The organism is Micromonospora sonchi, from assembly GCF_014646235.1.
In the GTDB taxonomy this organism is placed as follows: domain Bacteria; phylum Actinomycetota; class Actinomycetes; order Mycobacteriales; family Micromonosporaceae; genus Micromonospora; species Micromonospora sonchi.
Genome location: NZ_BMNB01000036.1, coordinates 1 through 13,637, shown reverse-complemented (window position 1 = coordinate 13,637; position 13,637 = coordinate 1). Strand labels below are relative to the sequence as shown.

Here is a 13,637-nt window from a genome sequence, read left to right as displayed (position 1 = left end):
GATCCGAGGCCCGGACAGACGCAAACTTCTTGATCGACACCGCAGGTCATCGATCAGGGTGGAGGGCGGCGGTGAGGGCGGTGGGCAGGTCGGGGTGGCGGAAGGTGAAGGCGGCGCGGGTCAGCACGCCGGGAAGGACACGGGTGCTGGTCAGGGCCTCCTGGGCGAAGCCGCCGAGGGCCACCTTGAGCGCCAGCGCGGGGATCGGGATGACGGCGGGACGGTGCAGCTGCCGGGCCAGTTCGCGGGTGAACTCGGCGTTGGTGACCGGCGCTGGACCGACCACGTTCACCGGCCCGGCCAGGTCCGCGCGGGCCAGCAGGAACGTGGTGGCGTTCAGCCAGTCGACCATCGAGATCCACGGGATCCACTGCCGCCCGCTGCCGAGCCGGCCGGCGATGCCCAGCCGGAACGGCAAGAGCATCGGCTTGAGCAGCCCACCGTCGCGGTGCAGCGGCAGCCCGGTGCGCAGCCGCACCACCCGTACCCCGGCGTCCTCGGCCGGCCGCGTCGCCGCCTCCCACACCCGGGCCACGTCGGCGAGGAAGCCCTCGCCGGCCGGCGCGTCCTCCTCGACCACCCGGTCGCCGGTGTTGCCGTACCAGCCGATCGCCGAGGCGTTCAGCAGCACCTCGGGCCGGTCGGCCGTCGGCAACCCGGCGATGGTGATGGCCAGCGTGGTGGTGGTGTCCACCCGGCTGGACCGGATCACCTGCCGGTACCGGTCGTTCCAGCGCCGGTCACCCACCCCGGCGCCGGCCAGGTTGACCACCGCGTCCGCCTCGGCCACCACCGCCGGGTCGAGCTGCGCCGCCGACGGCTGCCACTGCCGCTCGTCGGGCGTGCGCGGCGGCCGGCGCACCAGCCGGGTCACCTGGTGCCCGTCGGCGACGAGCTGGTCGACCAGTCGGGTGCCGAGGAAGCCGGACGCGCCGGCCATGAGGATCCGCATGCTCTCATCTTCGGGTACGCGCGGCAGCCAGGCGGCGCCGACCCGGTTACGCCTCCGCGCCGGCGTCGACCGGACGCAGATCCGCCAGGAGGCGTTCCACTTCGAGGTACGCGTCGTCCGGCAGCGGACCGAGGGCGAGGGTGGCGAGGTTCTCCTCGACCTGGGCCACCGTCCGGAAGCCGGGAATCGGCACGGTACGCGGGCTGCGGGCCAGCAACCAGCCGAGCGAGCCCTGGGCGAGGGTACGGCCGTCGGCGGTGAGCGCTGCGCGGACCCGGTCGACCCGCTTGGCCCAGCATCCCAGGCCGATCGCGCTGACCTCGATTCCGCTGCGTCCCAGAACCCGTGTGATCGTCATGCCGGACAGCGTTCCGCTTAGAGCCCACTCGAAGTCAAGCCCACCCGACGGCATCACCGAGCCACGCCGGACCTCCACCGCTTGACGACACCCTCGATGTCGGCGATCAGGCTGCACCAACTCTCCAACCGCAGGACGGGCCCGTTCAGGTCGAGCCGTTCCAGCAGTTGCTTGCGGTTCTCGTCGAAGCGCCGGTCCATCGCAGCGCGCCGTCGGCCGGATGCCTCGGACGCCGCCAGCAAGCAGTCACGGAGAATGCCTTTGGGATTGGCACGCGACTCCACTTCATGCGCTTTCGGTAGCTTCAACCTCGCGCGTCCTCCTGGCTTGCCCGCCACATGACGAATCGCGGCTTCGTCCAGCAACAGCCATGCCTCGGTCATACGTATCGGAATGACCGGGACGAGATCGGCCGCGGTTCTCAACGACCGCACCGCTGATTCAATTTCCTGTCGGCGGGCATCCTGGCCGGCGTTGTCCGCGTCGCGGTGTACGACGATCACGTCGACCGGGCCATCAACGAGTTTGAGCCCCGCCCTCACCCGTGAGGCTACATCCTTGCCGACCTTCGGCAGCCGCGCGAAGTCTGGTTTGCTCAGGGCGAGTGGGCAGCCCTTGTCGAAGAACAGGCGTTCGATATGTGCAGCCAGTGGTTCGTCCGACGTGCCCTCAGGTACGAACAGGCCAGAGTAGGTCCGGATGATCATGCAGTCAGGTCCGAGGGAAGACGTAGGTGTGCCTGCGGTGGCTCGGAGAGGTAGGCGACAATGTCGGCCATCGAGAAGGTCGGGCCTCCCCGCCTTGCCCGCCAGGTTCGACGGAAGGGCAGCAGGGACAGGGCACGCGCCGCTGTGCCATCCGGAGCCGCCGTCAGGCGCACGTCGGCTAGCAGCAGATCGTCGGGGTCGCAGAGTTGCACCACGCCGGGCGAGTGGGTGTTGATGATGACCTGCCGGAAGGGGTTGTCGCCGCTGGGCACGTCGGTCGGGTCGACGGCGAGGTCGCGGACCAGTTGCACCATGGCCGCCAGGTTCGCCGGATGGATCCCGTTCTCCGGCTCTTCCATGCAGATCAGACCGGTGAACTCCGTGTCCTCAAGGAGTACGCAGAGCGCGAGGAAGCGCAAGGTCCCCTCGGACAATGCACGCGCCGGAAGTCGCAAGCCTCCCCGTTCGGTGAGGAAGAGCGTGAAGAGCTCCCGAGCCTCGTCGAACTCGACCTCCAGGTCCTCGACCGCGAGACCTGACAGATCGGAGAGTCTGCCGGCCACCCTCGCGTAGACCTGGTCCGGCTCAGCCGACCATTCCGGAGCATGCGCAACTCGGTGGAGTGTCGCAGGAAGATGCCGCCCGTTGGCAGACAGTAAATCGGAGCCGGTGGTGCCGTCCGGCGTGCGCAACGCCGACGGTTCCAGAGCCAGCCGACGCCAGCTTTTCATTTCGTTTCTTGCGGCCAAGATGGTCGGGTTGTCCGCCGTGATCTTTGTGCTCAACACTGTTCGTGTCACCCGACTGGCTGGTCGCGACCGCTCGACACGGTTCCACTGGGTGTGCTCGTTGATCAATTGTTCGCTGTCGCCGGTGTCTGTGGAGAGGAAAACGCGGCTCCGGCCATCGTCGATCACCATCGCGTCGAGAAACGCTTGGCTCGCGGGAAAGGCCAGTCGAGACCGTGCGTTCGGGATCTGGCGCAGATCTTCGCGGAGCAGATGCAGTCGACCGAGACCGTGATCACCGCGCGACGGCTCATAGCCCAGGACCACTTCGTACCGGAGGTAGGTGGCCTCCGGGCGGGCCAGCTCGCCGAGTTCGTCCTCCACCTCGGTGGGCACGATCATCTCGGCCGCGATGGTGAACCGGTGCTCGTGCTCGCGGTAGCCGTCCCAGAACAGGTCACGCGGGTCGCCGCCCCGCCCGCGAGCGGTACCCCGCACCCGCTGGGCGGCGTCGGCCAACGAGCCGGTCGCCAGGTAGGAGAGGAACTCGATGGCGTCGAAGATGTTCGACTTTCCCATGCCGTTGGCACCAGCGATACAGGTGAAGGGGCCGAACTCGACATCCACGTCGAGCAGGTTCTTGAACCCTTGCACCTGGAGCCGCGTCAGCATGGTCCGAGCCTAGTCACGCAGCTACGCCACTTCACTGACGGGCGCGGCGGTGGCGCGTACAGACTTGAGGATCTCGTCGATACGGTCCACGTCGTCGGCGGCGAAGAGCGACTCCGGGCCGTGTGGGGCGATCTCGGTGAACGGGGATTCGTAGAGCCGGCCGATCTCCATCGTCCCGTTCTGCGTCAGGTGGCCGATGATCAGGTGGACGAAGTGGATCTGGTTCCTGGTCAGGGTCCGCCCGACGAGGAACTCGTCGAACGCCTCGGTGGCGGCCTCCCGGTCAAGGCCGACCAGTGACCGGATGAACAGCCCGAGTCCGTCCGCCGAGCGCCGGGCGCGGTCGATGTCCTCGGCGGCGCCCGCGCCGCTGTCGGCGAGCATCCGTTCCAGCTCGGCCAGGTCGGTGGGGGAGAGCTGCCGGTTGCGGCGCAGCTTCTGCAACGCCACGTGATCCTCGTGCTGGCGCAGGTAGGCGCGCGCCTTGATCCGGAACCGTTCGTGGTCGGTCCCGACCCGCGCCTGCGGAATGGCGATCTCGGTCAGTTCGCCGAGCTGGTCGGTGAAATCGGTGTAGACGATGGTGCGCCTGTTCCGCTCGATCAGTCGGACCAGCGACCGGACCCGGCGGCGCACCAGCTCCAGCATGAGCAGGGTGACGTCCTGCCACCACTCGTCGCCGGCCACCTCGTCCAGCAGTTCCTGCTGCTCGCGTACGGCCGGGATGCTGGTCTGCTCCAGCAGGGCGGAGGCGATCTCCTGCACCTGCCGGTGGAGCCGCTCATACGCCGGCTCCACGTCGAGCTGGCCGAGTTGCAGGCGCAACAGCATCAGGTCGAAGCGCTTGGCGGTCTCGTCGTCGTCCGTGACCGCCGTCGGCAACCCGGCCAGGTCCCGCCCGATCTCCTCGACCGCTTCCGGCGTGAGCCGGTGCCAGTTGGCGAAGTCGGCGTAGTACGCCACCGCCCGCCGCTTGGCGCGTACGACGAAGTTGTCCAGGTCCATGCCGCTGACCCGCTCGTGCAGGTGGTGGGCGAGATCCCAGCGCAGACCGGCCTCACTGCCGGTGCCGTCGGAGGCCGGCTCGCCGCCGGCCGCGGCGGGCGAACTGCCGGAGGGGAGTCGCTGGTCGAGCCGGTAGAGCAGTTCGAGTCGCGCCTTGAACAGCCGCTGGGTGAGCGACTCGCCGAGCGAGCCTTCGCTGACCGGCACCTCCTGGTTGAAGTACGCGAAGTTGGCGCAGCAGTCGAAGACAAAGAAGTCCTTCTTGTCCCGGCCGGGGCCGAACAGGTCCGGGCAGAGCCGGGTGCCCCGGCCGATCATCTGCCAGAACTTCGACTTCGACCGTACGACCTTGAAGAAGACCAGGTTGACGACCTCGGGTACGTCGATGCCGGTGTCGAGCATGTCCACCGAGATGGCGATGTGCGGGGCCTTCTCCTTGACCGAGAAGTTGTCGATGAGGCTCTGCGCGCGGTCGACCTGGTGCGTGATGACCTGCGCGAAGTGGCCCGCCAGATGGGGATAGTTTGCGTCGAACCGTTTCTGGATGAAGTGCGCGTGGTCGTTGTTCTTGGCGAAGATGATTGTCTTGCCGAGCCGGTCACCGCCGGCGACCTTGTGCCCGTGGGTCATCAGGGTTTCCAGCACCTTGTCGACCGTGTCGGCGTTGAACAGCCACTTGTTGACCGCGTCCGGGTCGACGCCGTCCGGCGGGCCGTCCTCGCCCCAGTCGAGGGCGTCCCAGCGTTCCTTCTCCTCCTCGCTGAGGTCGTCGTAGCGGATGCCGTCCCACTGGAACTTCAGCGGCACCACCACCGCCCGCGGCGGCACCAGGTACTTCTCCTCGACGGCCTCGTCCAGGTCGTAGTGGTCGGTGGGGACGCCGTCTTCGAGGTTGAACAGGCTGTAGGTGTTGCGGTCGATCTCGTTGCGCGGGGTGGCGGTGAGGCCGAGCAGCAGCGCGTCGAACCAGGAGAAAATCGCCCGGTACTTCTGGTAGACCGACCGGTGCGCCTCGTCGATGATGACCAGGTCGAAGTGGCCGGGGCCGAAGCGCCGCACGCCACTCGCGGTCTCGTTGATCAGGCCCATCATGGTCGGGTACGTGCTGACATACACCCGGCCCTCGGTGTTCTTCTCGGTGACCAGGTTGACCGTGGCGACCTCGGGCAGGTGCGCCTTGAAGGCGTTGACCGCCTGCCTGACCAGGGCGTTGCGGTCGGCGAGGAAGAGCACCCGCTTGACCCGGTTGGCCCGCATGAGCTGGTCGACCAGGGCGATGACCGTCCGCGTCTTGCCCGCCCCGGTGGCCATGACCAGCAGCGCCTGACGCTGGTGGTGCAGCTCGAACGCCTCGCCGACGGCCCGGATCGCCCGCTTCTGGTAGTGCCGCTCGACGATGCGCGTGTTGATCTCCAACTCGGACAACGGCCGGCGGCTCTCCCGTCGCTGCACCAGCAGCTGCAGCTCGGCCTTCGTGTAGAAGCCCTGGACCGGGCGGGGCGGGTAGGCGGTGTCGTCCCAGAGCCAGTGCTCGTAACCGTTGCTGTAGAAGATGACCGGGCGCTGCCCGTACGCCTGCTCCAGGCAGTCGGCGTAGAGCTTGGCCTGGTGCTGGCCGGCGGTGGCGGCCCGGCGGGCGCGCTTGGCCTCGACCACGGCGAGCGGCTTGCCGTCGTCGCCCCAGAGCACGTAGTCCACCGCGCCGGTGCCGCTGCCGCCGGGCATGCCGGTGACCGGGAACTCCCGGTCGCGGCGCTGGTCGAGCGGCCAGCCGGCTTCCTTGAGGAGTACGTCGATGAAGAGGTCCCGGGTCTGCGCCTCGTCGTAGTCGTGGTCGTCGGGCCGGGACTCGTTGGCGGCCTTCGCGGCGGCGATCTGGGCGCGTAGCTTCGCCAGCTCCGCGTCCAGGCTGGCGTTCTTCTCCCGTTCGGCGGCGAGCGCGGCGTCCTGCGCGGCGAGCTTCTCGGCAAGGGCCTTGATCTCGGCCTGGCTGGCCTGCTGCGGGCTGCCGTGGGTCGGGCGGGGGATGAGCGTCTCGTCGAAGGTGAGCACGCTCGGCGGCACCTGCGCCTGGTCGCGGGTGTAGTGGCGGGCCACCCAGTACAGGACGTGGAACAGCTCCCGTACGACCGGCAGCGAGTCGGTCGACTTCACCGGGGCGGTCTTGTGTACCGCCCAGTTGCCCTGCCTGCGGATGATGTCCATCTTGGCGTTGAGCGCCGGCCCGACCAGGTGCCGCAGCGAGGGCTCGTGAATCATCCCCGCCAGGTCCTTCTTGTACGGCCGCCCGAGCGTGCTGTCGACCTCGAACAACCAGGTGAGGGTGTGCTCCAACGTCCGCCGGGCATAAAAACATGCGGTACGCGGATCAATCACCGTATTGCGCTCGGCCTTGGCCGCCTCCCGGAACAACTCGGGCCACTCACCCCGCAAGAACTGAAAGTTGCTCATCCCCAGCGTCAACCCCCACGATCGACAGCAGCCCCGATGTTCTCACACCACCCCCGCCCGCCTCCCCGTTGATCATGAGGTTAGCGGCAGTTTTGGAGATCAAGAACGCCGCTAACCTCATGATCAACGGGGAGGTGTTCGTTCGAATCGCGCGGTGTGCTGGGCGGCTCCGGTCGGATGGGGGGAATTCAGGGCCGTAAGTCGGAGGTCCAGTTGTCCTGGCAGCTACAGGCGTTCTCCGGTTGGCGGGTGGGGGATAGGGGATGGAGGGATATCACCGATGACCGTCTGGCAACCTTGGCCGGATGGATCTGACGGAAGAGTTCGAGTGGCGCGGACGTACGGTCCGATGGGGTCGGACGGGTGCTGGGCCCGCCGTCGTGTTCTGTCACGGCACGCCGTGGTCCTCCCAGTTGTGGGGCCCCTACGCCGAGGCCCTGAGCGACCAGTTCACGGTCTACCTCTGGGACATGCCCGGTTACGGGCTCTCCTCGAAGCTGCCAGAGCACCGGGTGTCGCTGGATGTCCAGGGTGAGTTGCTGGCCGACCTCGTCTCGCACTGGGAGTTGCCGTCCCCGCATGTCGTGGCGCACGACTACGGCGGTGCCGTCGCGTTGCGGGCTCGTCTCCTGCACGGCTCTTCGTTCGCGTCGTTGGCGCTGGTCGACGTGGTGGCGCTGGCTCCCTGGGGGTCGGATTTCTTCCGGCTGGTACGCGACAACGCCGAGGCTTTCAGCGCGATGCCGCCCGCCGTCCACGAAGGAGCGCTCCGGGCCTACATCGCCGGAGCCAGCCACCGGGGTCTCACACCCGACCAGATGCAGGTACTCGTGTCTCCGTGGCTCGATGCGACCGGGCAGGCCGCCTTCTACCGGCAGATCGCCCAGGCGGACCAGAGCTACACCGACGAGATCCAGGACCGCTACCCCCGTCTGGACCTGCCGGTCCTAGTGGTGTGGGGCACGGACGACACCTGGATCCCGGTCGACCGTGCCCACCGCCTGACCGAACTCATCCCGGGCGCCCAACTCAAGCTGATCGATGGGGCAGGCCACCTGGTCCAGCTCGACCAGCCCGTAGAACTGGCCATGACGCTGTACCGTTGGCTCACCGCGCAGGCCCTGCTGGTCCGGTGATTCGTGATCGAATCGCTGAAGGTGCCACCCCCTCGCCTTGGGAGCGGGGCTGCGGAAGGCTATTCATGTTGGGTAGTGTCTGCGCCGCTACCGAACGTGAAGGGCGTTAGCGCCCCACGCCAGCGGACCGGAAGGACGGCATGGCCAGCATCGAGCAAGTCAAGGCCGAACTTGCCCAGGCGGCCGAGCAGAGCAAGCAGCGGCTGATCGAAGCCGCGACGGTCCTCCAGGGCAGCACCCAGGCGGCCCGGCAATACATCAGCATCCTTGGCTGACCCGTGAGCATCAGCGAGGTCAAGGCGGCCCTCGACGAAGCGCACCAACTACTCGACCAGGGCAAGACCACGATCGAAGGAATCGGTACGGCCCTGGACGAGGTCTCCGGGCTCGTGCTCGCCACCCTGCACGACAGCCAGCGGACCGAGGCGGAACAGGCCCGCAAGGCCATCGCCGACGCGATACGCGAGGTGAAGCTGACCCTGCGGACCATCGCTGCCGCTCAGGACAGCGGCAGCGCGTACCGGAAAGTGCTGGGATGAGCGGCCTGCTCGCCCAGGTCGTCGCCCAACTCAGGTCCGCCGTGGAGGATCTGGATGCACTCGCGGTACGGGCATCCCGCGCCGCGACGGATGTCGCCGAGGCGAACGCGCGGTACACGACGGTGGGCAGGGGCTCCGATCATCCGTCGCTACGCGCGGCGGTGACTCATAGCCGTACCGGCGCCGACAAGGCCCACCGGCTCGCCCGGTTGTGCAGCGACGCGGCCCGGCAGGTCGGCGCGTACCTGAACGTCATCGTCCCGGGGTCGGTGCCGCAACCAGCCGCCGCATCCGGGCCACCGTCCGGCGAAGAACTCATGGCCGACAGCGACCGACGCGCCCTCGCCCGAGAACGGATGCGAGGAGTGCTCAACAGGTCCGCACGGAAGGCTGACGAACTTCAAGACCACGCAACCAACGCGACCGAGGCCACCCAAAAGCTGATCAAACTTTTCCGTGATCCCAAGGGGCCTGCCGGGACACACTCATCGGGAACCGGCACTCAAACGATCCCGGGCACGACACCACGGCCGAAGATTGACAGCGCGGAGGCGGCAGGAAACCTTGTGGTGGTCGGCCTGCTGGCAGGTATGGGGGCGCGATGGTTCGCGAACGCGATCGGCAAGACGATAGCGAGGTTGAAGAGGTGAAGGTTCAAGCACTCAGCGATCTGGTCCGGGCTTTGGCCCGAGCTGACTGGGATACTGCCGAGACTCTCGTCGCGGAACTCGGTCGTAGCGGCTGGGTCGGCGGCCTCCAGGTCATCGGAGCGGCGTTCACCCTAGCGGTCAACCGGCACTTCGCCCCCGGCACCACTCCCACCGATGTTGCCGCTTGGGTCTCCAGCACCCGTGCCAGGTACGCAGACGGAGACAGCCTGCCGGGACTGGAAATGGAAGGTCTCATCCGCGCCGCCCTCGGCGAGCCGGAGTTGGTCGACAACATCCCCGCCGAGACCATGCTCGCTGCCGAGGTCTTCGTCCTTGGACAGCTACTACAAGAGAAGAAGCTGACACCGGCCGAACTCGACGAGTTCGTGGCGGAAGCGGAGGAAGTCGCAGCAGAGTACATGTAGGCGGGCTGCTAGGCAGGAAGACCACCAGGCTCAAGGGTGTAGACGCTACGTACTGCCCGAGGTCAGGCCGATCGTGGTGGCGAGGCGGGTGAGGTCGGCGGGGGTGGGGCCGGCGCGGAGGACGGCGGTCAGCGCAGCGCGGGCGACTGGTCGGATTCGGGTCTCAGCGGGGGCGATCTGGTCGGCGATGACCAGGGCACATGCGGCGGCATGGTGGTCGCCAATCGCCAGGTACGCGCGGCTCATGTCGATGAGGTGGGCGGCGCGGTGTTCGGCGGGGAGTCGGTGCCAATCGTCGCTGCGGGTGGCAGTCAGGTGGATGGCGATGGCGAGAGCGTGGTCGCCGAGGTTGGTGGCGGCCAGGGCACGGGCAAGATCCACTGTGGTCGGACCGAACCCGTCGCTGTCGTGGTGACCCTTGGCGAGTCGGGCGGCCTGGTGGGTGTGGTTGCCGGCGGTGATCGCGTCGCCGTAGCTGGCGGCGGCGAGGGCGGCTTCGACCATCAGGGTTCCGGCGAGAGCGGCGTGGTCCGGTGGGGCGTCGGGGGAAGGTGCCGGGTCGAGGTGACGCAGCGCGGTCGTGGTGACGGCCAACGCCAGGCGGCCACGCCGCTGGGCGCGTAGGGCCTGCGCGAGAGGTAAAACGGCGGTGGCGGTGCGTTGCGGGTCGCCGCCAGCGATGGTCATGGCGCGGTCGGCGGCGAGCCACGCCAGGTCGGGTTCGCCGAGCTTGACCATGATCTGAGCGGCGAGCTGGTACACCCGTACCAGCAGGTCTGCGGTGGGTGTTGGTCCGTCGGCCGCTTCGGTGTGGCGGGCTGCGGCGAGCAGGTCGGGCAGCATCCGCAGCACCTGGGGATGCTGGGCGTGCTGATAGGCGGTGTACGCGTAGGCGACCTGCCGGCCAAGGTCCGCGACGCAGATGGCGGGAATGTCGTAGCGGACCAGGGCCTCGCGTACCCGCTCCACGGCGGCGGCGATCTCGGTGACGGTCGCCTGCCGGGCCCGGCGACCGACCAGGAGATCGGGGGCAACCCCGAGGACCCCGGCGACCGTGTTGATCACGGAGAGCCGGTCGAGGTTGCGTACGCCGCGTTCGACCTTGTCGACCCAGCTCTTCGACTTGCCGATCCGGTCGGCGAAGACCTGCTGACTCATCCCCCGCCGGACCCGCAGTTGCGCGACCCGCCGCCCGATCGGCAGCTCACGACGCTCCTGCCGGTCGGGGGCGGTCACCGCCGGCCCTCCGGAGGTACGGCATCGGTGGACGCGCCGCAGCGCGGACACCACCGCGACTTCACCTTGAACGCAAACAGCCCGGCCAGAAACCCTAGCAGTACGGCACCGACCAGCATCATCACCGTCTCGACAGCCACGGCGGACAGCGAGTCGGCGCTCACCAGCGGCCCCCGTTCGCTCGAAACCGCTGCCCCGGGGCCGGGACAGGCTTGCGACGCCAGAACCGAAGACGCACGGGCGGGACCTCCTTCGCAGTCTGGAGAGCGCCGCCCCGGTTGCTCGCCCAGGGGCGGCCCCGACAGCACGACCGGCGGGTTGCGGACCTCCACCGGATCACGCCGTCTACACACAACCCTCACGCCAGTGACGGGACGCCTACACGGCGTTGCCCTAGAATTGATAGACGTCAGAAACGTCTATCGAGGAGCCTGGGTGAATCACGGACTTATTCAAGCCATGGCCGAGGCTGGCGAGACGGCTGAAAGTCTCGCTGCTCAAGTCGGTGTAGATCCGAAGACCGCCGCGCGATGGATGAGTCCTGGACGCGTGCCGCACCCGCGCCATCGATCAAGGGTCGCAAGCATCCTCGGCCAGGACGTAGGGGACCTTTGGCCGGACGTTCTTAAGCGACGCCAGCCCGTGTGGTTCCGGCCATGGGTCGAGATCGAACGCGAGGCGGTCGCGCTGCGGGCGTACCAACTCGCGTGGGTGCCGGGCCTCCTACAGACCGAGTCGTACGCCCGGGCCACTGTGGAAGGCGAAGGGCTTTCGCCGGATGAGGTGGACGAGATGGCGGCAGGGCGCATCGCACGTCAGGCGATCCTCCGCAGGCACGGCGGTCCGCTGTACATCGCTGTCCTCGATGAAGGAGTTCTCCGGCGAAACGCGTACGGCAACCGCGCTCTGATGGCGGAGCAACTGGCTTACCTGGTTGAGTGCGCCCAGCTTTCCTCGGTACAGGTCCATGTCGTCCCGTCAGAGGTCGGCATGTATCCGGGCCTCGGTGGGCCGTTCACCATCGCGGAGATGCGCGACGGGACGCGCGTGGCGTACGTGGACAGTCAGGCCGCTGCGCAGATCATCGAACAGCCGGCCGACCTTGCTACCCTTGATCGACGGTGGGAGCGAATCCGGGGCGAGGCCCTGCCCCGTGGGAGTTCTCTGGACCTGCTTAGGGAAGCGGCAGCATCATGGACCTGACCGGTGCACGGTGGCGCAAGAGCACGAAGAGCGGTAACAACCAGGGCGACTGCGTGGAGGTAGCCGACAACCTTCCGGGCGTCGTCGGCGTCCGTGACTCGAAGGACCCGACCGGCCCGGCGCTGGCCTTCACGCCGGCCGCCTGGCGGGGGTTCGTCGCCCGCGTAGCCAAGCACGGCTGACCGATTGGTAGGCATACGTAGAAGCGCTCCCCCTGGCATAGGGGCCGAGCGCTTCTACGTGTGGGAATGCGTCGACTGCAGTGCTGGGACCTTAAAACGAGCTACCTAATCACAGCGCACCGCGGAAAGCGCGGTCCTGCAACGACGCGAATAGGGTGCCTAGCTCAGCATCACTTGCCTGTTGGCGGGACTTCAGGTTGCGAATCTCCTCGGCTTGTTCGGCGAACTTCTCTTGTAGATTGATTGGCGGGATCGGGAACGGCATCTTCGCGAACCGGCCAGCACCGAGGTGAGCAACGTTCGACGTCTTGCTGCTGATCTTCGCGAGTTGCCCGGTCCGGAAATATCGGAGGAATACGGCCAAGGCGTAAGTCGGGTTGACAATCGAACGTTTCGACTGGAAGCGCACAAGAGTGTTCTGGTAGCAGTAACCCGCGCCTTCGCCTCGCCACATGGCAGGGCGTCCGACGAGCTCTGTGCTTTGACCCTCATTCAAGAGGATATCGCCTTCGTGAAGTTGGTATCTATCAAAGTCTTCCTCATTGAAATCCATCTCGAGGACGTCGGATAGATCGATCCTGTCCTCGTGGACGTTAGCTACTCGAAGATAGGGAGACGTGAACTTCCCGGTCTGGTATTGCGGGGCCCGCTGACGACCAAGCTGAACCTTGCCGGCATCGCCCACAGAAGACGCGAACCACTGCCGCTCGTTGGTGAACGGCTCACCGAACATGTCGAGGAAGACGGATTGGGTGAGGTTGTCGAGGCGTGCGAGGGCTCCGCGGCGCTTGGTGCGGAGTTCGTCCGCCCGATCCAGTACCTCCGCGATCCTCCGCTGTTCCTGCAACGACGGAAGAGGAAGAGGAAGTTTGAGGCAACGCTCAACGTTCAAGTTGGAGATGTTGGTGGTTTGCCGTCCGAAGCTTCGGACTGTTGTCTGCACTCGGGGCGACGAGAACCAGCGGTAAAGGTAACGGGGGTTCACTCTGCTGGTCTGCGCCCGGATGACGGAAACGAAGCCGCCGAAACTCGACTTTTCAGAGAGTTGGGGTATCCAGCAGCACTTGCCGACGAGGTTCCAGCTGTTGGCGCTGGATACCAGGATGTCGCCTTCCTGTAGGAACTGATTCTGGCGCCTTACAAGGGACGAGTCGACGGCCCACACATCCGACAGGTCCAACTCCGACTGAACGTTCTTGGTTCTCATGCAGAGAACAGAACCAGGGGTTCCGGGCGGCACAACGTCGTCGGGCTTGAACGTAATGCCGGCTCTTCGAAGTTGAGCGGGGTGCGGTGGTCGATCCGACCCGGAGATGAGGTCTCGCAGCCCTTCGGTGATCATCTGAGTGTCGAGTTCGGATGGTCACTAGTGAAGAGCTGCGAGCATGGTCAA

14 protein-coding genes and 1 pseudogene are annotated in these 13,637 nt (G+C 67.0%); 7 read left to right on the top strand and 8 right to left on the bottom strand.

Annotated features, from left to right (window positions below):
- Positions 1–46 precede the first annotated feature (46 nt).
- The 5 genes and pseudogenes from IEY61_RS26820 to IEY61_RS26800 all read right to left on the bottom strand — a co-directional run bounded on the left by IEY61_RS26820 (position 47) and on the right by IEY61_RS26800 (position 6,873).
- On the bottom strand, positions 47–952 hold the full coding sequence (locus IEY61_RS26820; protein WP_189049238.1) for a TIGR01777 family oxidoreductase: 906 nt from the start codon (positions 950–952) through the stop codon (positions 47–49).
- Between the two features lie 46 nt (positions 953–998).
- Positions 999–1,247: pseudogene (locus tag IEY61_RS26815) on the bottom strand (aldo/keto reductase); the annotation flags it as partial.
- Between the two features lie 116 nt (positions 1,248–1,363).
- Positions 1,364–2,017 carry a DUF4276 family protein gene (locus IEY61_RS26810; RefSeq protein ID WP_189049236.1) on the bottom strand — a complete coding sequence of 218 codons (654 nt, stop codon included), beginning with the start codon at positions 2,015–2,017 and terminating at the stop codon, positions 1,364–1,366.
- Positions 2,014–3,417 (bottom strand): AAA family ATPase, encoded by a 1,404-nt coding sequence (locus IEY61_RS26805; protein ID WP_189049234.1) that lies wholly within the window; start codon positions 3,415–3,417, stop codon positions 2,014–2,016. Before IEY61_RS26805 ends, IEY61_RS26810 begins: the two co-directional genes overlap by 4 nt.
- A gap of 21 nt (positions 3,418–3,438) precedes the next feature.
- Positions 3,439–6,873 (bottom strand): DEAD/DEAH box helicase family protein, encoded by a 3,435-nt coding sequence (locus IEY61_RS26800; protein WP_189049232.1) that lies wholly within the window; start codon positions 6,871–6,873, stop codon positions 3,439–3,441.
- Positions 6,874–7,178: 305 nt separating this feature from the next.
- Here IEY61_RS26800 and IEY61_RS26795 point away from each other — a divergent pair, with 305 nt between their 5' ends.
- The 5 genes from IEY61_RS26795 to IEY61_RS26780 all read left to right on the top strand — a co-directional run bounded on the left by IEY61_RS26795 (position 7,179) and on the right by IEY61_RS26780 (position 9,623).
- Positions 7,179–8,009 (top strand): alpha/beta fold hydrolase, encoded by an 831-nt coding sequence (locus IEY61_RS26795; protein WP_189049230.1) that lies wholly within the window; start codon positions 7,179–7,181, stop codon positions 8,007–8,009.
- A 140-nt stretch (positions 8,010–8,149) separates the two neighbouring features.
- Complete coding sequence (locus IEY61_RS31885; protein ID WP_268240693.1) at positions 8,150–8,284, top strand: hypothetical protein; 135 nt, start codon at positions 8,150–8,152, stop codon at positions 8,282–8,284.
- A gap of 3 nt (positions 8,285–8,287) precedes the next feature.
- The gene (locus IEY61_RS26790; protein ID WP_189049228.1) at positions 8,288–8,548 is read left to right on the top strand and encodes a hypothetical protein; all 261 of its coding nucleotides are present in this window, start codon (positions 8,288–8,290) and stop codon (positions 8,546–8,548) included.
- Positions 8,545–9,198, top strand: a complete 654-nt coding sequence (locus tag IEY61_RS26785) for a hypothetical protein (protein ID WP_189049226.1) — start codon at positions 8,545–8,547, stop codon at positions 9,196–9,198. The genes IEY61_RS26790 and IEY61_RS26785 overlap by 4 nt, the downstream gene beginning before the upstream one ends.
- Positions 9,195–9,623, top strand: a complete 429-nt coding sequence (locus IEY61_RS26780; protein WP_229706466.1) for a hypothetical protein — start codon at positions 9,195–9,197, stop codon at positions 9,621–9,623. The genes IEY61_RS26785 and IEY61_RS26780 overlap by 4 nt, the downstream gene beginning before the upstream one ends.
- Positions 9,624–9,668: 45 nt before the next feature.
- On the opposite strand, the gene IEY61_RS26775 is transcribed toward IEY61_RS26780, so the two are convergent.
- Together IEY61_RS26775 and IEY61_RS26770 are read right to left on the bottom strand one after the other, a co-directional pair.
- Positions 9,669–10,781: a helix-turn-helix domain-containing protein gene (locus IEY61_RS26775; RefSeq protein WP_189049303.1), complete on the bottom strand. Its 1,113-nt coding sequence runs from the start codon at positions 10,779–10,781 to the stop codon at positions 9,669–9,671.
- 74 nt (positions 10,782–10,855) lie between these two features.
- Positions 10,856–11,023 (bottom strand): hypothetical protein, encoded by a 168-nt coding sequence (locus tag IEY61_RS26770; protein ID WP_189049321.1) that lies wholly within the window; start codon positions 11,021–11,023, stop codon positions 10,856–10,858.
- 271 nt (positions 11,024–11,294) lie between these two features.
- On the opposite strand from IEY61_RS26770, the gene IEY61_RS26765 reads away from it, so the two are divergent.
- A complete protein-coding gene (locus IEY61_RS26765) occupies positions 11,295–12,062 on the top strand; it encodes a DUF5753 domain-containing protein (protein ID WP_189049222.1) in 768 nt (255 codons plus the stop codon).
- Positions 12,053–12,244 carry a DUF397 domain-containing protein gene (locus IEY61_RS26760; protein ID WP_189049220.1) on the top strand — a complete coding sequence of 64 codons (192 nt, stop codon included), beginning with the start codon at positions 12,053–12,055 and terminating at the stop codon, positions 12,242–12,244. The genes IEY61_RS26765 and IEY61_RS26760 overlap by 10 nt, the downstream gene beginning before the upstream one ends.
- Positions 12,245–12,353: 109 nt before the next feature.
- Here IEY61_RS26760 and IEY61_RS26755 read toward each other — a convergent pair whose 3' ends face one another.
- Positions 12,354–13,451, bottom strand: a complete 1,098-nt coding sequence (locus tag IEY61_RS26755) for a restriction endonuclease subunit S (RefSeq protein WP_189049217.1) — start codon at positions 13,449–13,451, stop codon at positions 12,354–12,356.
- Between the last annotated feature and the right edge of the window lie 186 nt (positions 13,452–13,637).